The organism is Actinomadura sp. NPDC000600, from assembly GCF_040492135.1.
Taxonomy (GTDB): domain Bacteria; phylum Actinomycetota; class Actinomycetes; order Streptosporangiales; family Streptosporangiaceae; genus Spirillospora.
In genome coordinates this window covers 535,588-556,782 of sequence record NZ_JBEUPD010000001.1, presented here as the reverse complement: position 1 = coordinate 556,782, position 21,195 = coordinate 535,588, and the positions used below count along the sequence as shown (strand labels likewise).

The following is a 21,195-nucleotide window of genomic DNA, read 5'->3' as shown; positions in this document are numbered from 1 at the left end:
GCGGCATTCGCCCGCTCGTCGTAGGACGGCGACCTTCATGTGCACCTCCGTGGAAAGGGCATGCGCGGGGAGCCGGCGAGTCGCCGGTGGCAGGACCGCTGGGGGACGAGGACCGGTGCCGGCGGACGGCGTCCGCGGCGCACCGGAGCGGCGGGAACCGCTGGAACGGTCCACGGGTTCAGGCTCCTTGAGCCCGACCCGCGGGGCATGGTCCATGATGGGTCCGCGACCACAGTAAAGTCAACAGCGTGACCCTTTTAGGGGATGAGGATGAGCGACGGCACCACCCGGCCGGACCCCCGGCCCTCCCGCCCAGAGCGCACGGCGCCGACCGCCGACGCCGCCGCGCCGGCCGGCCCCGCCGACCCGCCGCGCGGGCGCGTGCGCACCGGCGGCCGCAGCGAACGGGTCCGCCAGGCCGTCGCGCAGGCCGTCCTCGACCTGCTCGCCGAGCGCGTCGTCGACTTCGGCCCCAGCGAGGTCGCCGCCCGCGCGGGCCTCAACCGCAAGACCATCTACCGCTGGTGGCCCACGTTCGCCGACCTGGTCCGCGAGGGGCTCGACGCCCATTCGAGCACCGTCGAGGTGCCCGACACGGGCTCGTGGGAGCGGGACCTCCGCGAACTGGCGCACCGCCTGGCGCTGTTCTTCGCGAGCCCGGTCGAGGTCAGCACCAACGCGATCATCGCGGCGCGCGGCACGCCCGAGCTGAGCGCGCTCATCTTCGAGCACTTCGAGCCGATCCAGGAGTCCTGGCGCGCCGTCGTCGCCCGCGGCATCGCCCGCGGCGAGGTCCACCCGGGCTGCACCCCGGAAAGGGTGCTGAACATCCTGGCGAGCCCGCTCATCCTCACCCCCCTCACCCGCCACCGGCCCGCAGCCCGGGAGGAGGTCGACGCCTTGGTCGACTTCGTCCTCCGCGCGACCCGCCCCTGACGCGGCCGGCCGTCCTTCCCCGGCGTCGGCGGGCGGCGGGCGGCGGGCGTGCGCGATGAGTGCGGCCCGGTCACTTCAGGCAGTCGGTGCGGTGGTGCAGGCCCTGCGCGTCGATCGTGTAGGCGTCGGTGAGGTCCATCGTGGTCGTGGTCTCCTCGCCCTTGGCGCCGATCCCGAAGATCGCCTGGATGCCCAGCTCGGCGCCCTCCTTGTGCGACTGGCCCTCGTAGGTCTGGATGTCGAGGGTTCCCTTGGCGTTAAGCCGGTCCAGGAGCGCGCCCGGCTGGGCCGGGTTCCCGAGGAAGGCCTCGAACGCCTGCCGGTTCTGCGGGTCGGTGAGGTCGAGGCCGAGGTTGACCTGCAGCATCCCGCGCGGGTCGGTGGTGTGGGTGACGCCGACGCTCGTCGCCGCCGAGTCGATGAGGCCGCCGAGCCGTCCCATCCTGTCGGTGGGCGCGTAGTCCATCGCGCCCCCGAGGTCGCCGTTCAAGCCGTTGATCTGGCCCTGGAAGCCCATCTGGCCACTGATCTGCACGTTCTTCGGGGTCCCGTTCCGGTCGGTGGTGACCGCCAGGCTGACCTGCCCGTCGACCTGGGCGTGCCCTTCCCCGGCCACGAGGATGCCGAGCTGGCCGAGGGCCTTCGCGTCCACCTGGAACGTCGTCGTGACGTCGCCGGTCCGGTTGTCGCGCTGGACGACCGACGACGTGCCGAGCCCCATCTCGGCGCCGGCGCTCGCGCCGAACAACGAGGCCGCGATCTTCGCCGTGCCCTCCTTGCCGACCTTGGTGTACTGCGACTGCACCATGCTCTGCCGGAGCTTGCTCAGCATCGCCTTCTTCGCCAGCAGTTCGTCGGGCGACTTCACATCCCCGGTGAGGATGCCCATGTTGAGCTCGCCGTTCGCCTTGAAATACGCCAAGTACAGCTCGCGGTCCTCCTGGGTGGCGAAGTAAAGGATCTCGCCCTGCTCGACGATGTCGTTCGAGGTCAACTGGACCGAGCCGCTCACCCCTTTCGGCAGGTCGAAACCGAAGCCGATCGACGTGCCCTCGCCGTGGACCGTGCCCTCCTTGAGGACCGCCGCGCCGTTGGAGAAGATCTGCACACTGCGCGTCTCCCCGTCGATCTCGGTGTCGAGCCCGAGGAGGGTCTGGCGCACGGTGTTGCGCTCCACGGTCGACGTCACGCAGGGCTGCTGCGCGGCCACGGGCTTGGGGTCGTCGCCGTCCTGCCCATGTCCGGGCTCACCGGGTTTCCCCGGCTTCCCGGAGTCGCACTCACCGCCGAAGATCCGGCAGACGGCGTCGCGGATCTTCGGCTCGGCCACATCGGGCACGGCGGTGACCAGCACTCCGATGATCACCGAGGCGACCGCCAGAAGCGCGCCGTATTCCAGCGCGCTGGTGCCCCTGTCATTTCCTAACTTCGTCCCCCGAACCATTTACCGCCCCGTTCGATCGCCCCCGCGTCGTCCCTTCTTTAGATGACGAAGGCCGCTTTCTGGTTCCTTACCCCGAGTTGGGCGATAGTGGGGGCATGCTGCGGGACGAGTTGTTACGGCGCGCCGAGCGCGACCAGCGGGTCCGGGAGGCGGCGACCGCGCGCGGGGGACAGTTGACGATCGTGCAGGGGCTGCGCTTCCTCTGGACCGACCTGCGGAACACCGGATGGCTGGCCCGGACCGTCCGCCGGCACGGGTGGCCCGGCGTCGCGGCGGTCGGCACGGAGGGGGCGCACGCGGCCTGGCTGCTCGCCCAGCACGCCGACTGGCGGCCGAGGCACCAGCGCCGGTTCCTGAAGGCGATGCGCGAGGCGGTCGAGGCCGGGGACGCCGACCGCAAGGACCTCGCCTACCTGGAGGACCGCGTCCGGGTCAACGCCGGGCGCCCCCAGCTGTACGGGACGCAGTACTACACGACCGAGACCGGCTTCGGGCCCCGGCCGATCGAGGACCCGGACCGCGTCGACGAACGGCGCGCCGAGGTCGGGCTGCCGCCGATGGCCGAGAACGACGCCCGCATGCGGCGCCTGGCCTCCGGCGAGGGGCCGTGACCCCGGGTCAGCCGACCGTCGCCTCGACGGGGGCGGGGCGCCCGAGTCGCTCGTCCAGGAAGTCCTCCCAAGTGCGCTCGCCCCGGTCGGCCCCTTCGATGGAGAGGTTGTCGCCCGCGCGGTAGGCGCGCCCGGCCTTTCCGGGGATGCGGACGGGCATCGTCGCGCGGCGCTTGCCGCTCGCCCGCAGGTAGCCGCGCACGAGCACGCCGATCGGGTAGACCGTGGGCCCGGCCAGGTCGGGGACGCGTCCGGCGGGCTCGCCCAGGGCCAGTTCCACGAGCCGCTCCGCGACGTCGCGCGCGTCCACCGGCTGGAAGCGCAGCCCGCCCGGGAGCGGGACCACCGGGGACTTCGCCATCCCCTGCACCACCTTGAGCACAAGGTCGTGGAACTGCGCGGCCCGCAGGATCGTGTAGGGCACCCCCGACTCGGCCACGGCCCGCTCCGTTTCCAACTGGGTCTTCAGCCAGGCCAGCGGCACGCTGTCGGCCCCGATGACCGAGATGAGCACCAGGTGCCGCACGCCCGCCCGCGACGCGGCCCGCACCAGGTGCCGTGCGGCCACGTCGTCGCCCTTGGTCGCGCCCGCGAGGTGCATGACGATCTCGATGCCGTCCAGCGCGGCGTCGATCCCCTCGTCCTTGAGCAGGTCGCCGGTCACGTACTCGACGCCGTCGGCGGACTCGTGCGCGCGCCTGCTGAGGACCCGCACGTCGCGCCCTGCGTCCCGCAGCAGCGGGACGACCCGCCGCCCGATCGTGCCCGTGCCACCGGTGACCAGGATGGTTGATGCCATGACCCCTCCAAGCGAACCCGCTTTGCAGTTACCCGTCATGACTGCCGCGGCGCCCGGAAACGTGACATCCGCGCGGAACTTTTCGTCTGCCGCCGGCCGGACAGGACCGCCGATCTCCCGCCTACCGGCGCCAGGCGTCCAGCACATCGTCCGGACCCCAGCTCAGGGCGACCTCGCCGGTGAGATCCGTGCCGGAAAGGGACACCACGACGAGGCCCGCGGTCGCCGGGTCCAGGCCGGGGACCTCGGTGGCGGCGCGGCGGAGGTCCGCCAGATCGCGGTCGTCGAACGGTCCGTTGAGCCACTTGATCGAGCCGGCGAAGTGGATCCGGCTCGCCACGGGGGCGCGGTCGGCGCCGACGAGGTCGACCTCCGGGTCGAACCGGCGGTTCCACCAGCCGCCGACCGCGCCGACGTCCGGCCAGGGCAGGTCCGACAGCTCCAGGGCCTGCCGGACGAGCGGTTCCACGGCCCGGCCCCGCCAGGACGTCCAGCGGCGTTCGATCAGGCGGAAGCCCGCATCCGGCCGCCCTCTGCGCGCCTGCTCGTGGGCCGCCCGGAGGACCGCCAGGTAGAGGCGCAGGTTGCTGTCGGCGACCCGGTACAGGGCGGGCTTGCCGGGCTTCGTGGAGAGGGGGTGCTCCTCGGCGAGGACGTGCTTCTCCCGGGTCAGCCGGCGCAGGAGGGGCGAAAGGGTCCCGGACGGGAGGGCCTCGCCGCGGCCGCCGGCCGCCGCGGCGATGTTGGCGTGCGTCCGGTCGCCGGAGCCGACCGCCTCCAGTACGCGCCGCGCGGTGTCGGGGTTGGGGAACTCCGCCAGGAGGGACGCCTCCGGGACGCCGAACAGGGCCGCCGCCGGGTCGGCGCACTCGTCCCGCATGAAGTCCAGTGCGGGCGTGCCATGGGGCCAGGTCCGGACGATGCCCGGCAGCCCTCCCGAGACCAGGTGCGCGTCGATCGCGTCGGCGGCGCCGAGTCCGAGCGCGCCGCCCACGTCGGCCGGGTTCAGCGGACCGAGCACCAGGTTGTCGGCCCGTCCGTAGAACGGGCGGTCGTACGCGGTGAGGCGCTCCATCATGTGCAGGTCGCTGCCCAGGAGCAGGAGCAGGACGGGCTTGGACGACAGCAGCCGATCCCACGCGGTCTGGAGCGCGCCGTCGAACACGGGGTCCTGCTCGGCGAGCCACGGCAGTTCGTCCAGGACGACGATGGACGGTGCGTCCGGGAGCGTCGACGCCAGGACCCTGAACGCGTCGGGCCAGTTGCCGCCGTCCAGCCTGGGCACGAGGTCGGGCTCGCTCGGCAGCGCCGACTCCCTGAGGTCGCGCGCGAACGCGGCCACCGCCTCGACCGGCGACGCTCCCTTGGTGGCGGCGGAGAAGAGGTACGGCACCCCGGCGCGGTCGCAGAACTCCTGGACGAGCCGCGACTTGCCGACCTGCCGACGCCCGCGCAAGGCCACCGCCGCCCCGGCCCCCGTGGCCGCGACCCGCTCCAGCCGCTTGCCCAGCAGCGCCAGCTCGGCCCTCCTACCGATGAACACCGCGCCTCCGAACCAGGTAGCACGAATCTATGTAGATTCAATCTACATAGATTGAGGCTACCAAGAAGGCGGAGAACTGTCGGAGGCCCCTGGTTGGGTGACCGCCATGACCGACGAGCGTTTCTGGGACCTGATCGAAGCCGCGTGGGCGCCACTGGGCGCTGAGGTCGGTGCGGCGCGGCGGGCCCTCACCACCCGGGATCCGTCAACGGACGCCTGGGAGATGCCCGAGAACTCCGTGGTCGAGAAGGCCCTGGACGCGTTCCTCGGCAACCTCGAAGCCGCCGCCCGCGACCTGTCCGCCGACGAGCTGACCGACCTCGACCGGGCGTGCGAGCGCCTCCTCCACGACATCGACCGGGCCGACATCCACGAGGTGACGGACGGCTCCGACGACGGCTTCCTCTACGCGCGCGGCTTCATCGTCGCCATGGGCCGCGACTACTACACGGCGGTCGTCGCGGACCCCCGCGTCGCCATCCTGGACGCCGACTGCGAGTCGATGTGCTACTTCTTCGCCCACGTCCACCACGAACGCTTCGGAACGTTCCCCGACACCGGCTCAGGCATCTCCCGCGAGAGCTGCTCGAACCGGGAGGGCTGGCCGGACTGAGGCCGCCGACCCCGCGAACAGCACCCGGCTGATCGACACCGGTCGGAATGAGGCGGACCTCAAGGCGTCGACCCGCTGGAGGCGTCGGAACCGGACGCCCGCACCCGGTCGGTGTCCCTCTTGCCCGATTGTCACCCGGCGGCGTGGTATTGGCGGATGAGCCAGGCGTCGTCGCGGTGTTCGGCGACGAGTGACAACCGCACGCGGCGGTCCTCACCGGTGGCGGCGGTGAAGGTCACTTCGGCGAACCCGCTCACCAGGCGTTCGCTCAGACGGGTCTCGCCGAGCACGTCGACCCTGGCCGTGGTGCCCTCGGGGACGTCGCCGTAGTAGCCGGCGATCTCCGCCGTGCCCCGGCGCAGGGAGGGGGTGGTGCCCTGGAAGAGCGCGTCCGGGCTGAAGAGCGAGGCCAGCTCGGCGGGCCGGTGCCGGTCGAAGGCGCGCCGCCAGGCGTCCAGCAGCTCCGCGAGGACGCCGGTCGGCGCCTGCCGTTCGGTGTGCAGGACCTCGTGCTCCCACCGGTGCCGCGGCTGGACGTGCAGGCGCCAGTAGTGCTCGGCGATGTCGTCGGGGTCGAAGTCGGTACCCGGCGCCACGGGCCCGTCGACGGTGACGCTGGCGGCGTGCACTCCGGCGGCCCCGTACCGCTGGTCAAGGATTCGGACCAGTGTCCGGACCCCTGCCTTGCCCAGGGAGAGGCTCGTGTACTGCCATTTCGGCTCGGGCATGCCTCCTGTGACGAGGATCGATCCGCTTCCGCGGCGCGCCATCGCAGGAGCCAGATGGTCGGCGGCGGTGAGCGCGCCCACCACGTTGACCGCCCAAGCCTCCAGATGCGCGCGCGCCGGCAGTTCCCCAGGCGCGTCGCCTTGGACGACGGCGGCGTTGTAGACCACGACGTCGGGCAGGCCGTGTTCGGCGACGACCCGGTCCAGGGCTCCCCGCAGGGCGTCCTCGTCGGCGCAGTCGGCCGCGACGGTGACGACCGGCACCCCGCTCGGCCCGACCGCGCGAGCCGCGGCTCGCAGCGTCTCGTCGCCGCGGGCGATGAGGGCGATCGGATACCCCTCCCGGGCGAACCTGCGCGCGACCGCCTGACCGATCCCCGGACCTGCTGCGATGACCACCGCTCCGGACACTCTGCGCCTCCTCGAAATCGTTCGGTCGGGAATATTCGGCACGCTAAGGCGTCACATTCGTGTGAGGGTCAACTCCGGAGGGGAGAAGCATGCGGATCGGTGAGCTCGCCGCCACGACGGGGGTGAACCGGCGGTTGCTGCGGTACTACGAGGAGCAGGGCCTGCTGCACCCGGTTCGGCTGGCCAACGGCTACCGGGAGTACACCGGCGCCGACGTCGCGGCGGTGCGCCACATCCGCGCCCTGCTCGCCGCCGGGCTCCCCACGACGACCATCGCCCAGCTCCTGCCCTGCGTCCACGACGAGGAGGGGCGGATGGTGCCGTCGTCCTGTCCGACCACGATCACCAGGTTGCGGCAGGAGCATTCCCGCATCGCCGGGACGATCACCCGGCTCAGGACCGCCCAGCAGGCGCTCGACGCGATCCTCGCCACCGCCCTGGAGCGACTCGGCCCCGTCCCCGCGGACCCCCCACCACCGCGACCGCAAGAGGCATGACCTACGGCTCGGGCATCTCCCGCGAGAGCCGCGCGAACCGCGACGGCCGACCGGACCGAGGCCCGCATCTCACGGTGTGATTGAGTCGACCGGTGCGACTCACCATGATCGCGGTCCTCGCCGTCACGGCCCTGGCCGCCGCCGGCTGCGCGGACACCACGGCCGAGGATAACGCCGCGGACGACGCGCGCGACAAGGCCAAGCAGGTGGGCAACGCCATGTACGGCACCCGTCTGGTCAAGGCGGACGACATCGGCCACCACATCGCGGACCTCAAGGACGTCGAGGTCCTGAAGGTGTCGGGTGCCGGAACCGGCGATCCGCGCGGCGTCCGGGTGACCGTGCGGCTCTCCGGTATCGCACAACGAAGCGAGGGGCTGTTCCATGGACCCGGGCGGGTCACCGCCGACCGCTGCTTCGAGCTGGTCTTCGACGGCGGGCCAGGCGAGTGGAACACCTTCCCGCCGCGAACCCCCTGCCCTACCGGAACTCCCCTGACCTTCGCCCCATGGCCCGAGGCACCGCCGATCTCCGTCGCGCGGATCGAGCAAGCCCTGCCCAAGGTGAATACGCTTCCCTCAGGCCGGGGTGTTGAGGAGAAGGACGTCCGCGCCGCGCTTGCGAAGCTCGGCCTGCACCCCGCGATCAGGATCGAGACCGAGGCCGAATCGGACTTCGCCGTCGGCGTGGCCCTGGTCACCGGCTTGGCGCCTCCGGGCAAATCGCGCTGCGTCCTCGCCAGGGTCGTCCCGGGCAAGACGAAGGCATGGCTTCCGTCCCCGGCTGAGGCCGGGCAGGGCTGCAACGCCCACACCGCCCTGGGGATCGGCCGTTAGGACGGGCCGCCTTTCAAGCTGAGCAGCCGGACTCCAGGATTTCGAAGCCGTCGCCGGTGACGCTGACGGCCTGGTCGTCGTTGATCGACAGCACGCGCCCCGTGCGGCCGGGCTCGCGGGCCAGGCGGTCGTGGCGCGCGGCCCTGCCCCGGTTTCGGTGGGGCAGCACGACGAACGGGACCAGGCCGAGCCCGGCGGTGGAGTCGACGGTTCCGGGGTCGTCCGCGGCTTGCAGCGGCCGCAGATCCGGCCCGGCGAGAGCCGCCCCGGCCGAGATCCCCACGTAGGCGAGAGACCCGTCGGCGACGGCAGGCGCGGCAACGCGATCGAACCCGCTGCGACGGACATGCTCCAGCAGGAACACGGGATAACCACCGGTGACGAAGACGACCTGAGCCCCGTCCAGCACGCGCCGGACGCCGTCACCAGCGGCGCGTTCCAGATCGAGGACGTCCACCGCCAGCCCCTCGGCCTTGAGCAGGTCGGCGGCGGCACGGACGAACGGAGCGGACGGCAGCGGATTCGCCGCCGTGGGGACGAGCACCGCCCGGCGCGGCACGTCTGGCAGCGAGCCCAACCAGGCGGGCAACGCCCCCAACCCAGCCGACCCCAGAAACAACCGCGCCTCCGTCACGGCCGAGCCCCAACCACAGCCGGGGCTCCCCGTAGGGCAGCGGTCAGGAAACCTGATCGTCGCGCTCCAAGCGGTCCATCAGCGCTCCGAACGCCTGCGGGCTGAGGAGGAGATGACCGGCCTCTGGCGCTTTGCTGTCCCGCATGCCGACACGACCACCAAGGGCGGCGACCTCCACACGCGGCTGAGCCGTCCCGCCGCCGGATCAGCCGGTGGGCGAACGGCGGGCCCCATCGGCCAGCCGGCCGACGAGGCCGAGGACGAGGGCGCGGAGCTCGTCCGGGCGCTCGATGGCGAAGGCAGGCGTGTGCCACCATTCGCGGGCCATGTGCAGGCCAGATCAAGCGCGATCCGGGCCAAGCGCGAGTTGAAGATCCAGGTACTTTGACCTCGTGGCCTTCATCATCGTCGCTTTGAGCATCCCCGTGCTGGCGCTGGTCCCTCTCGGGCTGTTCGGCCTGGTCGGAGGGCTGCGCGAGCGCGAGCCCAAGGTGGCGATCGGTGGTTTGATCTTCTTGCTCGCCGCTGCGGGATGCGGGTGGGGGATCTCCTTGGTCGTCTCGGTGAATCATGAGATAACCGGCAGCCAGGTGGCCCGCGCCCACGCGGTCGACTGCACCGCCGAGATCCTCGGCGTGCGCGGTGAGCGCGCCCAGATCAACGACACCCACTTTTACCGCGTCCGTGTGCGGGTGCAGGTTCCCGGAAAAGCCCCTTTCGAGACCGACAGTATCGCCGCAGTGTCGCCGCTACTCGCCGGTGACATCGGTGCGAACCGGTCCGGTTACGCCTGCCTGGCGGATCGCGACCACCTCAAGAAGGTGGAGATCCTGTGGGACCAGCCGATCCGCTGACCACCGGACCCCGCTAACTAGAAATACCGGTGTTCAGTCGCTCGCGGGAGCCACACCCAAGGCCTCACTGATGGCGTCGTCGAGCGTCAGATAGCTGTCCAAAGCGAAGAAACCGCAGGGCTCGATGCGCTCGGCGAGCACATCGCCCCGATCGTTGACATAAACTTTTCTCACCGGATTGTAGAAGCAATGCCAGGCGAGCACGTCACTGTCTTCCAGCGGCGCGTGCACGACGTTCTCAAAGAAGCCCTTGAGCCAGGGCTGCCGGTTGATGAACTTCGGCGGGACCAGCAGGTCGTCCACCGTCAGCGCTCCCAACTCGGGGGCCTTCTCCTCCGAACGGTGGCCGTAGAGGTAGATGAGGTTGTCCCCCGGCATGGGGGAATCTCCCATCGGCATGTCGACCCTGATCACCCGGCCGAACATGAAATGCTCGCCGGCCTGGGGGACGCGGAAGGCGAAGACGTCGCCTCCCCGCAGCTTCCGCCGGGACGGTTTCAATATCTCCATGTTCGCCACTTCGAACCCACCTGGTAGCCATTAGACTTAAGCCACGCCTCAACCCCATGTTACGGCACGCTTGTAGTACTCGCCACGCCGCTGTTTCGATTGCCACTTCCCAAGGTTGTTCGCGATAGCGACGTATACGTCCGTTCCGCTTTTGTCATAGCCCAGGTACACCTGATAACTCTTCCGCGCGTTCCAACCGCTGCGGAGCCCGGCGGGAAGCCCCTTGGCCAGGATCCTGGCGAGCGCGGAGCCGGTCCCCCTCCTTGATCGGCGGCATGCCGGGCGCCTTGCCGCACCAGTCCGGATTCCTCGTGCAGATTCCCGCGCGGACCGCGTACTCGAGACCTTCGTTACCGTGGCCTCTCGGGTTGTCGCATTCGGCGGTGAGGACGGGTCGAGGATGATGTGGCCTGCGACGGTGAAGCTGTCGTCGGTGCGCACGACCTGCCCGGTGTCCGTCGCCGCCGTCGGTGCGAGCGCCGTCCATTTGCAGGCACTGGCCGGTCAACTGGACGCAGGTCTCCTCATCGGTCTTGATCTCGGCGCCGCCGTGCAGGGCGAGGCCGTGGCCGGCGCCGGAGTCGTCGGGACCGCCACGTTCTGATCTAGCGGCCGTTGGCTGATGGGTGACCGTGACGCTATGTGATCAGTGGGGTTGCTCGTGTGGGACGGCGGCCGATGGCCTGCACGGTTTCATTGATCTTGGTGACGCCGTGGATGCTGAACAGGTCTAGGGCCAGGTTGCGGAGGCCCGCCATGGCGCGGGGACCGCTGCCCAGGTATGCCTGCTGGTCGTCCTCGCGCCAGACGGTGTCGCGCGGCCGGTGTTCGAGGTGCACCTGGGTGGTCTCGGTCGTGCTGTCGGGGACGCGGATCCGTCCCAGGACCACCGCGTCGGTGTGTTCACCGCGGTGGGTCATGGCCGAGAACAACACCAGCGCCCAGCAGCCGTTCGGGCAGGTCGGCTGCGACCGATCCCAGCTCGCGGTGTCAGGAGTCCTGAACGTCGCGCTTCAAGCGGTCCATCAGCAGCCCGAATGCCTCAGGAGCGAGGATGAGATGACCGATCTCCGGCGCTCTGCTGTCCCGAATACCGACCGCGTGGCTCAAGGAAGCCAGTTCCACACATTCCTCTGTGCCACCTGCACCGCTGTAGCTGCTCTTTCGCCAGATCGTCATGAGCACATCCTCGTCCTGAGACAGGGCACGAAGGACTCTCGGCCCACCGAGTCTCGCTCAAGTAGAGGGCGGTCAGAAGTCTCGGTCGTCTTGCTTCAAACAGTTCACCAGCTGCCCGAACGCTTCAGGCGTGAGAACGAGGTGACCGGCCTCGGGCGCCTTGCTGTCCCGCATTCCGACCTGGCCACCGAGGTCTGCGACCTCCACGCATTCATTTCCTTGGGTGTTGCTCCGGCTCGCCTTTCGCCACAACTGACTCATACCACGTCCTCCATCTTTCTCTCGATCAGCATTCTGGTGTCACTCCGAGACAACGCATCTGCCCCGATGCGGTCGAACCGTAAGGCGAAGTCGGCCACCTCTGCGGACTCCTGCGCGAGCCTGCCACCGCCGAACGCTTCCAGGTAGGCGACCCTCTCGCTCCTGGTCGAGATGACCGTGAACGATCCGTCCAGTCCCATGTGGGCGCCAACCTGGCGCGGGACGGCCCGCAAAACGACATTAGGCCAGCAGCTAACCTCCAAGAGATGAGCCAGCTGGCCTCGCATCACCACTGGACCTCCGACCGGCTGCTCCAGGGCACTCTCGTTAATGAGGACCCACATCTCCGTCGGGCGCTCTCCCCTCAACACCTCCTGCCGAGACATGCGCGCCGCGAGCGCGGCCTCAACATCGCCTATGTGGCCGGCAGCGAGCAGCGCTCGGGCATAGTCGGGGGTTTGCAGCAACCCATGGACGATCGATGAGGTATAAGCCTTGATCATGCGCGCTCTGGCCTCGTAGAGGACGAAGGTCCTGAACCAGTTTCGATCATGCCCCTCTTCGGCGAACTTGCGGAGCCGAGCAAAGTGCCCTCCGGTACCCCACGCCGCGTCCAGAGTTTGGGTCTGCATCTTGTTGGGCTTTCGGATGCCACTTTCAAGGTTGTGTACCTGCTGCTTTGTGACACCAAGGATCTTGCCTACCTCGACCTGTGTCAATCCCCTGCCTTCGCGATAGAAGCGCAGGTCGAAGGCCAGCCAAGACCAGAGTGAGTCGTCAGGATCGATACCCGGCACGGGCGCCATCGCCGACCTCCTCAGTACACGGCGTCAACGAATACCCCACACCCTAAACACGACCGCGCAACTCTGCCCTTGAAACAGGCGGAAAGAAAGGAGGCGGATATGGGAAATAGCACTATCAATTCCGGCGAGCTGGACATTCGGTGTCTTGCGGCGCGGTCGACGGCGGGGTTGGTGCGGACGCTGGCGGGGGCTCGGCTTCGCGAATGGGGGCTCATGAGGATCAGCGGGGACGTTTACCAAGTGGCCGGGGAATTGGTCGCCAATGCGGCGGAGGCCACCCTTTACCGGGAGATCCGGGTCAGGCTTACGCGAGAGGTGCGAACCGTCCTGCTCGCGGTGTGGGACTCGTCCGATGCCATGCCCGTACTGCGTCCGATCGTCGAACTGTCCCGGGACGACATCGTCCCGGACGCGCTGGCACTCGAACCGGGGCACGACGCCGGAACGCGGGGGCGGGGCCTGCCGATCGTGCAGGCGCTGGCCTCAGAGTGCGGGGTCACCAAGACCGAGCCCAACGGGAAGTGGGTATGGGCGAGGGTGGCCTTCTGATGGAGCGGCTCCTGCTGAGGTGGCGTACCCGCCGGGGACACCGGACGGCGGTGCGGTTCCTGGAGATGCTCGCCGGGGCGGTCGGTGCACGGGGGTGGCGGTGCGTCAGGCTCTATGAGCCCGAGGAGTTTCCGATGCCGGTGCCGCTGCTCTGGATCTACGCGAGCGGGGTCGCCGAGGACGTCGGGGTCGTGGTGAGCGTGCGGGCCGTCCCGGGCGGCTGGGCATACCACCGGGCACAGCGCGGACGGTTCGGCTACCTGGTCCCATGCGGGGACGTCGAGGCGGCGGCCGAGCAGGTCGACTCGCTCCTCAAGCACCGCATGTTCCCCTCCACCTGGTGACCTGGCAGGCAACACGCGCATCGGGCATCTGTGCGGGTCAGCGGGGGCGGGGTGGGTGTTTGGCTATGAAGAGGCCCTCGGCGGTCACGCAGTCCCGGCCGCCGGCCTGGATCGCTCCAACGGTGCGGATCTTGCGGCCGTTGACGGAGACCTGGCGGGCGCTGATCGTGAGGGGCTCGAAGAGGGGCGTCAGGCGGTGGTAGCGCAGGGTCAGCTCCGCCGTCATGCCCGACTTGCCCGCCCATCCGTTCGCCACGCCGAGGGTGTGGTCGAGGAGGAGGGCCGAGATCCCGCCGTGGACGCTGGACGGCGGCCCCTGGTAGGGCAGGCCCAGCGTCGCGGTGGCCTCGATGGTGCGGGAGTCGGCGGCGGTGTATTCGAGGGGCGGGGCGATCGGGTTCTCCGGGCCGGTGACCGGGTCGTGGCGGGTGTTGCCGTCGCCGCGCCACATGTGCACCAGGCGGTCGCGCAGCGGCGGGGCCGCCGCCTCCAGATCGTCGGCCACGGCGTTCAGGCGGTCGGCCACGTCGGACATGTCGGCACCCGAGAGGTCGCCGGAGCGGACCAGCGCGTCGAGGACGCGGCGGGCCGCCGCGGCGGCCGCGTCCACGCCGGTCGCCTGGAGCTCGGCCTGCAGATCAAGGGTCATGACGCCGCCTGCGGGTCGCGCGGGAGGCCGAGGAGGCGCTCGCCGATGATGTTCAGCTGGACGTCGGTGGTGCCGCCCGCGATCGACATGTTGCGGGAGTTCAGGAACATCCAGGTCGGGTCGTCCATCCCGCCCTCGCCCTCGCCGGAGAGGGCCTCGGGGCCGATCCAGTCGACGGCCGTCTCCCACACCTGCTGGATGTGCTCGACGCCGATCAGTTTGCCGATGCTGGACTCGGCACCCGGCTGGCCTCCGGCGAGGGAGCGCAGGGTGGTGCGCAGGCCGAACAGGCTGCTCGACTGCGCGTCGCAGAGGATGCCGCCGAGCGTGGTGAGGCGCTCGTCGTCGGCGTCCGTCGCCAGCTTCAGGAGGGCCTCGCCGCCGCTGCCCAGGGACGAGTCGTTCGAAAGCGAGACGCGTTCGTTGGCGAGGGTGGTGCGGGCGAGCTTCCAACCGTCGCCAGGCGCGGCCACGAGGAGGTCGTCGGGGATGAAGACGCCGTCGAGGAACACCTCGTTGAAGAGGGTGTCGCCGGTGAGTTCGCGCAGCGGGCGGATGTCGATGCCGGGCGACTTCATGTCCAGCAGGAAGTAGGAGAGTCCCTTGTGCTTCGGGACGGACGGGTCGGTGCGCGCGAGCAGGATGCCCCAGTCGGCCTCGCGGGCCATGGACGTCCACACCTTCTGGCCCGTGATCCTCCAGCCGCCCTCCACCTTCTCGGCGCGGGTGCTGAGGGCCGCGAGGTCGGAGCCGGCGCCGGGCTCGGAGAACAGCTGGCACCAGCGGATGTCGCCGCGCAGCGAGGCGGGCAGGAACCGCTCGTGCTGGGCGGGCGAGCCGTGCGCGATCAGCGTCGGGACCACCCAGTTGCCGATGACCATGTCGTGGGCGCGCAGGCCCGCGGCGCGCATCTCCTCGGCGATGACGAGCTGGGTCACGGCGTCGGCGCCCTTCCCCCAGGGCTCGGGCAGGTGCGGGGACGTGTAGCCGCGGTCGGCCAGGTAAGCCGTGCGCTTCTTGCCGGTGAGCGCCTTCGCCGGTTCGAGTTCCGCGCGGACGTCGGCGCGGACCTGCTCGGCCTCCGGGGGGAGTTCGACGCGAAGTTCGCGGCGGACGCCGTCGAGCGTGAGGCGGGCGACGCGGCGGCGCCAGGACGCGGTGGAGCCGAGCAGGACGCGGAGCGTCTGGGCGCGGCGCAGGTAGAGGCTCGCGTCGTGCTCCCAGGTGAAGCCGATGCCGCCGAGGGTCTGCACGCAGTCCTTGGCGGTCTGGAACGCGGCCTGGACGCTGGTGGCCCCCGCGACCGCCGCCGCCAGCGACGCCTCCGGAGTCCGGCCCTCGTCGTGGGCGCGGGCGGCGTCCCAGGCGCACGCGCGGGCTTGCTCGGCGTGCGCGAGCATGCGGGCGCAGCGGTGCTTGACGCCCTGGAACTGCCCGATGGGACGGCCGAACTGCTCGCGGACCTTGGCGTACTCGGCGGCGGTCGTCGTCGCCCGGTCGGCCAGACCGGACGCCTCGGCGGCGAACAGCGCCGCCGCGAGGTCGCGTACTGCCTGCGTGTCCAGGTCCAGGACCGAAGCTTCGGGGACGGTCAGGTTGTCCAGGCTGATCCGGGCCAGCCGCCGGGTCAGGTCGTGGCTGGGCAGTTCGTCCACTCTCGCGGCGTCCCGGGGCAGCACGATCCAGGCCGTCGCGTCGCCGTCCTTCGCCGGGAGGACCAGGACGTCCGCCACCGGGGCGCCCAACACGGGGCCCGATGTGCCGGTCACCGTGGCCTCGCCGCGCGCGCGGGACAGCACGAGGCTTCCCGCGTCCAGCCCCACCGCGCCGACCGTGCTCCCGTCTGCGAGGGACGGCAGGTGCTCGGCGTGCCCCGCCCGGTGCAGGACGGCGCTCGCCAGCACCGTCGGGAGGAACGGCCCCGGAGTGACCGCGCGCCCCAACTCCTCCAGGACGACGGCCAGTTCGACCAGACCGTAGCCCGCGCCGCCCGCGTCCTCGGGCAGGTGCAGGCCGAGCAGGCCCTGCGCGGCGAGGTCGTCCCAGAACGCGGGCGCCTTCTCCCGCTCCGCGTCCACGGCCGTGCGGACGGCCGCCGAGGTCACCTGCCGCGAGGTGAACGCGCGCACGGCGTCGCGCAGGTCGCGGTGCTCCTCGGTCAGTCCGATGGTCATGTGCTCCTCAGATCCGTTCGATGATGGTGGCCGTCGAGTGCGCGCCGCCCGCGCACATCGTGACGAGCGCCGTCGACCTGTCCGACCGCTCCAGCTCGTTCACGGCCTGCGTGATGAGGCGGGCGCCGGTGGAGCCGACCGCGTGGCCGAGCGCGATGGCGCCGCCGTTGACGTTGACCCTGTCCATGTCCGCGCCGAGCACGGACGCCCACGACAGGACCACCGACGCGAACGCCTCGTTGATCTCCACGAGGTCGATGTCGGACAGCTTCATGCCGGCCCGTTCCAGGACGTGCCGGGTCGAGTCGATCGGGCCGTCCAGGTGGTAGTACGGGTCGGAGCCCACCATCCCGGACGCGACGATCCGGGCACGGGGGCGCAGCCCCAGCTCGGCGGCCCGGTCCGCCGACATCAGCAGCACCGCCGCGGCGCCGTCGCTGATCTGCGAGGAGTTGCCCGCGGTGTGGATTCCGTCCGGGACGACCGGCTTCAGCCCCGCGAGCGCCTCGGCGGTGGTGTCGCGCAGGCCCTGGTCGCAGGTGACGACGGCGGTCTCCCCGGTGGGGCCCTCCTTGGTCATGACCGGTGCCTCGATCTCCAGGATCTGCCCGGCGAACCGGTCCTCCGCCCATGCCGCCTTGGCCTTGACCTGCGACGCCAACCCGAGCGCGTCCGCGTCCTCCCGGGTGATGCCGCGCAGCTTCGCGATGCGCTCGGCGGCGGTGAACTGGTCGGGCATGTCCAGTTCCCAGCCGTCCGGCGCGGGGCTGCCGGTCTCCGGCGTGAGCGCCTGGCCGAGGAAGACCCGGCTCATCGCCTCGACGCCGCAGCCGATCCCGGTGTGGACCGCCCCGGACGCGATCAGCCCGGCGACGATGTGCACGGCCTGCTGGGACGACCCGCACGCGCAGTCGACCGTCGTGCACGCCGTCCGGTACGGCAGGCCGGCGTACAGCCAGGCGTTGCGGGTCACGTTGTTGGACTGCTCGCCCGCCTGCGTCACGCATCCGCCGACGACCTGACCGACGGTCGCGGCGTCCACGCCGGCGCGTTCGAGCAGCCCGCGCTGCGTCGCCCCGAGCAGCTGCACCGGGTGGAGCCCCGACAGGGCCCCGTACCGCTTGCCGACCGGGGTCCGGACGGCGTCGACGATGACGGCTTCGGGCATGAAGACGCTCCTTCACTGCGAACACGCTGAACTGGGGCAAGCTGATCGGTCCGCCGCCGGTGGTCCGGCGGCGGCGTTCTCGGGGCCGGAAGTCAGGCCGTGGGGGTCTCGCCGGTGAGGACGCGTTCGGCCCAGCGGTAGTCGGCCTTGCCGCTCGGGGAGCGGACCACCGGGGTGAAGGCGACCAGGGCCGGGAGCTTGTAGCCCGCCAGGTGGGCCCGGCAGTGGGCGCGCAGGTCGTCGGCGGTGGCGGACGTCCCGGGGCGCAGTTCGACCACGGCGGCGACGCGTTCGCCGAAGCGGTCGTCGGGGACGCCCGCGACCAGGGCGTCCATGACCGCCGGGTGCGACTTGAGCGCCTGCTCGACCTCTTCCGGGAAGACCTTCTCGCCGCCGGAGTTGATACAGCCGGAGCCTCGCCCGAGGACGACCACCGTGCCGTCGGCCTCGACGCGGGCCATGTCGCCGAGGATCGACCAGCGCCTGCCGTCGATGACGGGGAACGTCCGGGCGGTCTTCACCGGGTCGTTGTGGTAGCCGAGCGGGACGTGACCGGAGCGGGCGACATAGCCGACCTCGTCCGAGCCGGGCGGAATCGGCTTCATGTCCGTGTCGATGACGGTGACGCGCGGGCCGGCGGCGAGCCGCATGAGGCCGTCCTCGCCCACGCTGATGCTCCCGTCGACACCGGACTCGGAGGCGCCGAAGCCGTTGGCGATGTGGAGACCGGGGACCAGCTCGGCGAACTCCTCCTGGACGCTCCGCGACAGGATCGCGCCGCCGGACCCGAGCACCTTGAAGGACGACAGGTCGTGGCGGGAGCCGTGCGCGCGGATCGCGTCCGCGAGCGGGCGGGCGATCGCGTCCCCGACCACCGCGACGATCACCGGCTTCTCGCGGTCGATCAGGCCGAGCGCCTCGACCGGGTCGAAGCGGCGCATCAGGATCGTCGCGGAGCCGGTGAACAGAGCCATCAGGAGCGTGTAGGCGGCGGCGCCGTGCATCAGCGGCATGGTGAGCAGATAGCTGAGCGCGAACCCTTCCCGTGCGGCCTCGGCGAGGGACTCGGCGGTGAGGTGCGGGTCGCCGTAGGGGTTCCCGCCCCTCACGGCGGCCATGTAGAAGTCCTCGTGGCGCCAGACGACCCCCTTGGGCAGCCCGGTGGTGCCGCCCGTGTAGAGGACGTAGCGGTCGTCGGCGCTGCGGCCTTCCCGGAGGGACGGGTCGGGCTCGCACTCGTCCGCCTCGTACGCGGTGACGTCGATCCGGGGCGGCCATGCCGCGGAGCCGCCGTCCGTCCCGACGACCGCCACGTGGCGGAGCGCGGGGCAGTCGCCGGCCACCCGGGCGGCGGCGGGGGCGAACTCCGCGTCCACGACCAGGCCCGCCAGCTCGGCGTCGGTGTAGATGTGGCGCAGCTCGCGGTCGGTGTACCGGTAGTTGACGTTGACCGGGACGGCGCGGGCCTTCAGGCAGCCGAGGAGCGTCTCGACGTACTCGGCGCCGTTCAGCATGTGGACGCCGACGTGCTCCCCGGGAGCGATGCCCGCCGCGCGCAGCCGGTGCGCCACCGTGTCCGCGCGCCGGTCGAGCTCGGCGAAGGTCAGCCTGCGGTCGCCGCAGACCAGGGCGGGACGGCCGGGCACGGCCGCGGCCACCGCCTCGAAGAGGGTCGCCAGGTTCAGCGTCATGGCGCGAGACTAGAATTCATTCTCATCAGCGGGCAACCGATGTCCCGCTCAGCGGTCGCCGCCACTCGCACTACCTGCGGACATCCGCTCAGCGGGACGCCCCGGGCCCGCGAACTAGAATACGTACTAGTCTCCGCGGCGGACGATCCCGAAAACACTGACCCGGAGGCTCCGATGAACGCTGACCTCTCCCTGGCGGGCCGCACCGCCGTCGTCACCGGCGCGGGCGCGGGGCTGGGCCGCTGCGAGGCCCTCGCTCTGGCCGCGCGGGGCGCCAACGTCGTCGTCAACGACATGGGCCCGGCCGCCGAGGAGGTCGTCGCCGAGATCAAGCAGGCGGGCGGCCAGGCCGTCGCGGTGACCGGGGACGTCGGCGACTGGTCGATGGGCGACACGCTGGTGTCGGCCGCCGTCGACACGTTCGGGTCGCTGGACGTGGTGGTCAACAACGCGGGCGTGCTGCGCGACAAGATGCTGTTCAACCTGTCGGAGTCGGACTGGGACGACGTCATCCACGTCCACCTGAAGGGCCACGCGTCGGTGTCGCGGGCCGCCGCCGTGCACTGGCGCGCCGCGAGCAAGGCCGCGGGCGGTCCGGTCTACGGACGGGTGATCAACACCGCGTCGGAGGCGTTCCTGTTCGGGTCGGCGGGCCAGCCGAACTACTCGGCGGCGAAGGCCGGCATCGTCGCCCTCACGCTGTCGACGGCAGCGGGCCTCGGCCGGTACGGGGTGCGCGCCAACGCGATCTGCCCCCGCGCCCGGACGGCGATGACCGAGGCGACGTTCGCCGAGGGCACCTCCCCCGGCGGGCTCGACTCCATGGCGCCCGAGCGGGTCGGGACGTTCGTCGGCTACCTCGCGTCCCCGGCGGCGGAGAAGATCAGCGGGCAGGTGTTCGTCGTGTACGGCGACATGGTCGCGCTGATGGCCGCGCCGACCGTGGAGCACAAGTTCACCGCCGCGGAGGGCGTCTTCTCCGTCGAGGAGCTCGGCGAGCAGATCACCCCGTACTTCGAGGGGCGGGACGCGCACCGGACCTACGCCGCCTACAGCGTCGCCTCGCTCGACAACACCGGCACCAGCAAGTACTGATGCCCCCGAACGCCGGTGGCCGCCCTCGGCGCGAGGGGCGGCCACCGGTATTCCACGCGGGCGGTCGCGCTCAGAAAACGTCCGGGCCGCGGAGGGTGGCCTCGGCGCCGCCGTCCACGTAGATGACCTGGCCGGTCATGTGGGTGTTGACCGGGGAGATCAGCCAGCGCAGCGCCTCCGCGATCACCTCGGGGCCGGCGAAGCCGTTCAGCGGCATCGGGACGGCCTCCTTCATGATCTCGAACATGCCCTCGTCCTCGAACAGCGGGACGGTCATCGGCGTCTTGACGACGCCCGGCGCGATCGCGTTCAGCGGGATGCCCGCGCCCGCCCACTCGGGGGTGGTGCAGACCCGGCGCATCCACTGCGCGAGCGCCGACTTCGACGACGGGTAGAGCCGGCCGCCGGCGCCGCTCTCCTCGACCTTCGTCGCCGCCGCGATCGCCGCCGGCTCGTCCAGCTCCAGGCAGGCGCGGACGGTGTCGTCGTCCACCGGGTGGGTGCCGGAGATCGAGCCGACCACGGCGGCGCGCGGCGCCTCGGCCTTCGCCAGCGCGGGACGCAGCCCGTCCAGCAGCCCGACGACGCCGAAGAAGTTCACCTTGACCGGCATGACCGTGAAGTCGGAGACGCCGGCGCAGGCCACGACGGCGTCGAGCCGCCCGCCCGCCTTCTCCAGGGTCTCCGCGACCGCGCTCGCGCGGCCGTCGGGGACGCTGAGGTCGGCGCAGACGTCCGCGTCGTGGCGGTCGATCCCGATGACGGTCTCCCCCGCGTCGCGGAGCATCCCGGCGAGGGACTCGCCGATGCCGGACGCCGAGCCGCTGACGGCGATGGTGCGTGCCATGGTGGGGTTTCCCCTC

The 21,195-nt window shown here is 71.0% G+C and carries 27 protein-coding genes; 11 read left to right on the top strand and 16 right to left on the bottom strand.

The window, feature by feature from the left end:
* Window positions 1-270 precede the first annotated feature (270 nt).
* A complete protein-coding gene (locus tag ABWI07_RS02685) occupies window positions 271-936 on the top strand; it encodes a TetR-like C-terminal domain-containing protein (protein ID WP_353817483.1) in 666 nt (221 codons plus the stop codon).
* Window positions 937-1,006: 70 nt separating this feature from the next.
* Here ABWI07_RS02685 and ABWI07_RS02680 read toward each other — a convergent pair whose 3' ends face one another.
* On the bottom strand, window positions 1,007-2,302 hold the full coding sequence (locus tag ABWI07_RS02680) for a hypothetical protein (protein ID WP_353817482.1): 1,296 nt from the start codon (window positions 2,300-2,302) through the stop codon (window positions 1,007-1,009).
* 173 nt (window positions 2,303-2,475) lie between these two features.
* On the opposite strand from ABWI07_RS02680, the gene ABWI07_RS02675 reads away from it, so the two are divergent.
* Window positions 2,476-2,991 (top strand): DUF6624 domain-containing protein, encoded by a 516-nt coding sequence (locus ABWI07_RS02675; RefSeq protein ID WP_149262546.1) that lies wholly within the window; start codon window positions 2,476-2,478, stop codon window positions 2,989-2,991.
* Window positions 2,992-2,998: 7 nt separating this feature from the next.
* Here the strand turns inward: ABWI07_RS02675 and ABWI07_RS02670 are convergent, their stop codons facing one another.
* Together ABWI07_RS02670 and ABWI07_RS02665 are read right to left on the bottom strand one after the other, a co-directional pair.
* Entirely contained in the window at window positions 2,999-3,790 is a 792-nt protein-coding gene (locus ABWI07_RS02670) for an SDR family oxidoreductase (protein ID WP_149262545.1), read from the bottom strand.
* Between the two features lie 121 nt (window positions 3,791-3,911).
* Window positions 3,912-5,333: an AAA family ATPase gene (locus ABWI07_RS02665; protein ID WP_149262544.1), complete on the bottom strand. Its 1,422-nt coding sequence runs from the start codon at window positions 5,331-5,333 to the stop codon at window positions 3,912-3,914.
* A gap of 106 nt (window positions 5,334-5,439) precedes the next feature.
* Here ABWI07_RS02665 and ABWI07_RS02660 point away from each other — a divergent pair, with 106 nt between their 5' ends.
* A complete protein-coding gene (locus ABWI07_RS02660; RefSeq protein ID WP_353817480.1) occupies window positions 5,440-5,946 on the top strand; it encodes a DUF4240 domain-containing protein in 507 nt (168 codons plus the stop codon).
* 131 nt (window positions 5,947-6,077) lie between these two features.
* Here ABWI07_RS02660 and ABWI07_RS02655 read toward each other — a convergent pair whose 3' ends face one another.
* Complete coding sequence (locus ABWI07_RS02655) at window positions 6,078-7,085, bottom strand: SDR family NAD(P)-dependent oxidoreductase (RefSeq protein WP_353817479.1); 1,008 nt, start codon at window positions 7,083-7,085, stop codon at window positions 6,078-6,080.
* 89 nt (window positions 7,086-7,174) lie between these two features.
* Between ABWI07_RS02655 and ABWI07_RS02650 the strand changes: the two genes are divergently transcribed.
* Together ABWI07_RS02650 and ABWI07_RS02645 are read left to right on the top strand one after the other, a co-directional pair.
* Entirely contained in the window at window positions 7,175-7,582 is a 408-nt protein-coding gene (locus ABWI07_RS02650) for a MerR family transcriptional regulator (protein WP_353817478.1), read from the top strand.
* 92 nt (window positions 7,583-7,674) lie between these two features.
* Entirely contained in the window at window positions 7,675-8,418 is a 744-nt protein-coding gene (locus ABWI07_RS02645) for a hypothetical protein (RefSeq protein ID WP_353817477.1), read from the top strand.
* Window positions 8,419-8,431: 13 nt separating this feature from the next.
* Here the strand turns inward: ABWI07_RS02645 and ABWI07_RS02640 are convergent, their stop codons facing one another.
* Both ABWI07_RS02640 and ABWI07_RS02635 read right to left on the bottom strand, forming a co-directional pair.
* On the bottom strand, window positions 8,432-9,007 hold the full coding sequence (locus ABWI07_RS02640) for a Type 1 glutamine amidotransferase-like domain-containing protein (RefSeq protein ID WP_353817476.1): 576 nt from the start codon (window positions 9,005-9,007) through the stop codon (window positions 8,432-8,434).
* Window positions 9,008-9,095: 88 nt separating this feature from the next.
* A complete protein-coding gene (locus ABWI07_RS02635; protein WP_353817475.1) occupies window positions 9,096-9,197 on the bottom strand; it encodes a hypothetical protein in 102 nt (33 codons plus the stop codon).
* Here ABWI07_RS02635 and ABWI07_RS02630 point away from each other — a divergent pair.
* Window positions 9,165-9,440, top strand: a complete 276-nt coding sequence (locus tag ABWI07_RS02630) for a hypothetical protein (RefSeq protein ID WP_353817508.1) — start codon at window positions 9,165-9,167, stop codon at window positions 9,438-9,440. The two genes, ABWI07_RS02635 and ABWI07_RS02630, sit on opposite strands and share 33 nt — an antisense overlap.
* A 4-nt stretch (window positions 9,441-9,444) precedes the next feature.
* Complete coding sequence (locus ABWI07_RS02625) at window positions 9,445-9,906, top strand: hypothetical protein (protein ID WP_149262537.1); 462 nt, start codon at window positions 9,445-9,447, stop codon at window positions 9,904-9,906.
* 33 nt (window positions 9,907-9,939) lie between these two features.
* Here ABWI07_RS02625 and ABWI07_RS02620 read toward each other — a convergent pair whose 3' ends face one another.
* Complete coding sequence (locus tag ABWI07_RS02620) at window positions 9,940-10,416, bottom strand: Imm26 family immunity protein (RefSeq protein WP_353817507.1); 477 nt, start codon at window positions 10,414-10,416, stop codon at window positions 9,940-9,942.
* 418 nt (window positions 10,417-10,834) lie between these two features.
* Here ABWI07_RS02620 and ABWI07_RS02615 point away from each other — a divergent pair, with 418 nt between their 5' ends.
* Window positions 10,835-11,020 (top strand): hypothetical protein, encoded by a 186-nt coding sequence (locus tag ABWI07_RS02615; RefSeq protein ID WP_353817474.1) that lies wholly within the window; start codon window positions 10,835-10,837, stop codon window positions 11,018-11,020.
* A gap of 34 nt (window positions 11,021-11,054) precedes the next feature.
* Here the strand turns inward: ABWI07_RS02615 and ABWI07_RS02610 are convergent, their stop codons facing one another.
* The 4 genes from ABWI07_RS02610 to ABWI07_RS02595 all read right to left on the bottom strand — a co-directional run bounded on the left by ABWI07_RS02610 (window position 11,055) and on the right by ABWI07_RS02595 (window position 12,662).
* Window positions 11,055-11,336, bottom strand: coding sequence for a hypothetical protein (locus ABWI07_RS02610; protein WP_353817473.1), 282 nt, complete (start codon window positions 11,334-11,336; stop codon window positions 11,055-11,057).
* 70 nt (window positions 11,337-11,406) lie between these two features.
* A complete protein-coding gene (locus tag ABWI07_RS02605; protein WP_353817472.1) occupies window positions 11,407-11,595 on the bottom strand; it encodes a DUF397 domain-containing protein in 189 nt (62 codons plus the stop codon).
* Between the two features lie 72 nt (window positions 11,596-11,667).
* Window positions 11,668-11,856, bottom strand: a complete 189-nt coding sequence (locus tag ABWI07_RS02600) for a DUF397 domain-containing protein (RefSeq protein ID WP_149262532.1) — start codon at window positions 11,854-11,856, stop codon at window positions 11,668-11,670.
* Window positions 11,853-12,662 carry a helix-turn-helix domain-containing protein gene (locus tag ABWI07_RS02595; protein ID WP_149262531.1) on the bottom strand — a complete coding sequence of 270 codons (810 nt, stop codon included), beginning with the start codon at window positions 12,660-12,662 and terminating at the stop codon, window positions 11,853-11,855. The genes ABWI07_RS02600 and ABWI07_RS02595 overlap by 4 nt, the downstream gene beginning before the upstream one ends.
* Window positions 12,663-12,761: 99 nt before the next feature.
* On the opposite strand from ABWI07_RS02595, the gene ABWI07_RS02590 reads away from it, so the two are divergent.
* Window positions 12,762-13,211, top strand: coding sequence for an ATP-binding protein (locus ABWI07_RS02590; RefSeq protein ID WP_353817470.1), 450 nt, complete (start codon window positions 12,762-12,764; stop codon window positions 13,209-13,211).
* The gene (locus ABWI07_RS02585) at window positions 13,211-13,555 is read left to right on the top strand and encodes a hypothetical protein (protein ID WP_353817469.1); all 345 of its coding nucleotides are present in this window, start codon (window positions 13,211-13,213) and stop codon (window positions 13,553-13,555) included. The genes ABWI07_RS02590 and ABWI07_RS02585 overlap by 1 nt, the downstream gene beginning before the upstream one ends.
* A gap of 37 nt (window positions 13,556-13,592) precedes the next feature.
* Here the strand turns inward: ABWI07_RS02585 and ABWI07_RS02580 are convergent, their stop codons facing one another.
* The 4 genes from ABWI07_RS02580 to ABWI07_RS02565 all read right to left on the bottom strand — a co-directional run bounded on the left by ABWI07_RS02580 (window position 13,593) and on the right by ABWI07_RS02565 (window position 19,237).
* Window positions 13,593-14,204, bottom strand: a complete 612-nt coding sequence (locus ABWI07_RS02580; RefSeq protein WP_353817468.1) for a PaaI family thioesterase — start codon at window positions 14,202-14,204, stop codon at window positions 13,593-13,595.
* Window positions 14,201-16,378 (bottom strand): acyl-CoA dehydrogenase family protein, encoded by a 2,178-nt coding sequence (locus ABWI07_RS02575; RefSeq protein ID WP_353817467.1) that lies wholly within the window; start codon window positions 16,376-16,378, stop codon window positions 14,201-14,203. The genes ABWI07_RS02580 and ABWI07_RS02575 overlap by 4 nt, the downstream gene beginning before the upstream one ends.
* 7 nt (window positions 16,379-16,385) lie before the next feature.
* The gene (locus ABWI07_RS02570; protein ID WP_353817466.1) at window positions 16,386-17,546 is read right to left on the bottom strand and encodes a steroid 3-ketoacyl-CoA thiolase; all 1,161 of its coding nucleotides are present in this window, start codon (window positions 17,544-17,546) and stop codon (window positions 16,386-16,388) included.
* Between the two features lie 92 nt (window positions 17,547-17,638).
* Entirely contained in the window at window positions 17,639-19,237 is a 1,599-nt protein-coding gene (locus tag ABWI07_RS02565) for an acyl-CoA synthetase (protein ID WP_353817465.1), read from the bottom strand.
* A 174-nt stretch (window positions 19,238-19,411) separates the two neighbouring features.
* On the opposite strand from ABWI07_RS02565, the gene ABWI07_RS02560 reads away from it, so the two are divergent.
* The gene (locus ABWI07_RS02560; protein WP_149262524.1) at window positions 19,412-20,332 is read left to right on the top strand and encodes a 3-oxoacyl-ACP reductase; all 921 of its coding nucleotides are present in this window, start codon (window positions 19,412-19,414) and stop codon (window positions 20,330-20,332) included.
* A gap of 70 nt (window positions 20,333-20,402) precedes the next feature.
* On the opposite strand, the gene ABWI07_RS02555 is transcribed toward ABWI07_RS02560, so the two are convergent.
* Window positions 20,403-21,179: an SDR family oxidoreductase gene (locus ABWI07_RS02555; protein WP_353817464.1), complete on the bottom strand. Its 777-nt coding sequence runs from the start codon at window positions 21,177-21,179 to the stop codon at window positions 20,403-20,405.
* Window positions 21,180-21,195 lie beyond the last annotated feature (16 nt).

Coding starts and splice junctions, on each gene's coding strand:
- ABWI07_RS02590 (WP_353817470.1), top strand. CDS start 12,762: ATGGGAAATAGCACTATCAATTCCGGCGAGCTGGACATTCGGTGTCTT.
- ABWI07_RS02565 (WP_353817465.1), bottom strand. CDS start 19,237: ATGACGCTGAACCTGGCGACCCTCTTCGAGGCGGTGGCCGCGGCCGTG.
- ABWI07_RS02560 (WP_149262524.1), top strand. CDS start 19,412: ATGAACGCTGACCTCTCCCTGGCGGGCCGCACCGCCGTCGTCACCGGC.
- ABWI07_RS02635 (WP_353817475.1), bottom strand. CDS start 9,197: ATGCGGGACAGCAAAGCGCCAGAGGCCGGTCATCTCCTCCTCAGCCCG.
- ABWI07_RS02660 (WP_353817480.1), top strand. CDS start 5,440: ATGACCGACGAGCGTTTCTGGGACCTGATCGAAGCCGCGTGGGCGCCA.
- ABWI07_RS02570 (WP_353817466.1), bottom strand. CDS start 17,546: ATGCCCGAAGCCGTCATCGTCGACGCCGTCCGGACCCCGGTCGGCAAG.
- ABWI07_RS02585 (WP_353817469.1), top strand. CDS start 13,211: ATGGAGCGGCTCCTGCTGAGGTGGCGTACCCGCCGGGGACACCGGACG.
- ABWI07_RS02620 (WP_353817507.1), bottom strand. CDS start 10,416: ATGGAGATATTGAAACCGTCCCGGCGGAAGCTGCGGGGAGGCGACGTC.
- ABWI07_RS02650 (WP_353817478.1), top strand. CDS start 7,175: ATGCGGATCGGTGAGCTCGCCGCCACGACGGGGGTGAACCGGCGGTTG.
- ABWI07_RS02580 (WP_353817468.1), bottom strand. CDS start 14,204: ATGACCCTTGATCTGCAGGCCGAGCTCCAGGCGACCGGCGTGGACGCG.
- ABWI07_RS02670 (WP_149262545.1), bottom strand. CDS start 3,790: ATGGCATCAACCATCCTGGTCACCGGTGGCACGGGCACGATCGGGCGG.
- ABWI07_RS02630 (WP_353817508.1), top strand. CDS start 9,165: ATGACCGGCCTCTGGCGCTTTGCTGTCCCGCATGCCGACACGACCACC.
- ABWI07_RS02605 (WP_353817472.1), bottom strand. CDS start 11,595: ATGACGATCTGGCGAAAGAGCAGCTACAGCGGTGCAGGTGGCACAGAG.
- ABWI07_RS02675 (WP_149262546.1), top strand. CDS start 2,476: ATGCTGCGGGACGAGTTGTTACGGCGCGCCGAGCGCGACCAGCGGGTC.
- ABWI07_RS02600 (WP_149262532.1), bottom strand. CDS start 11,856: ATGAGTCAGTTGTGGCGAAAGGCGAGCCGGAGCAACACCCAAGGAAAT.
- ABWI07_RS02555 (WP_353817464.1), bottom strand. CDS start 21,179: ATGGCACGCACCATCGCCGTCAGCGGCTCGGCGTCCGGCATCGGCGAG.
- ABWI07_RS02685 (WP_353817483.1), top strand. CDS start 271: ATGAGCGACGGCACCACCCGGCCGGACCCCCGGCCCTCCCGCCCAGAG.
- ABWI07_RS02595 (WP_149262531.1), bottom strand. CDS start 12,662: ATGGCGCCCGTGCCGGGTATCGATCCTGACGACTCACTCTGGTCTTGG.
- ABWI07_RS02610 (WP_353817473.1), bottom strand. CDS start 11,336: ATGACCCACCGCGGTGAACACACCGACGCGGTGGTCCTGGGACGGATC.
- ABWI07_RS02575 (WP_353817467.1), bottom strand. CDS start 16,378: ATGACCATCGGACTGACCGAGGAGCACCGCGACCTGCGCGACGCCGTG.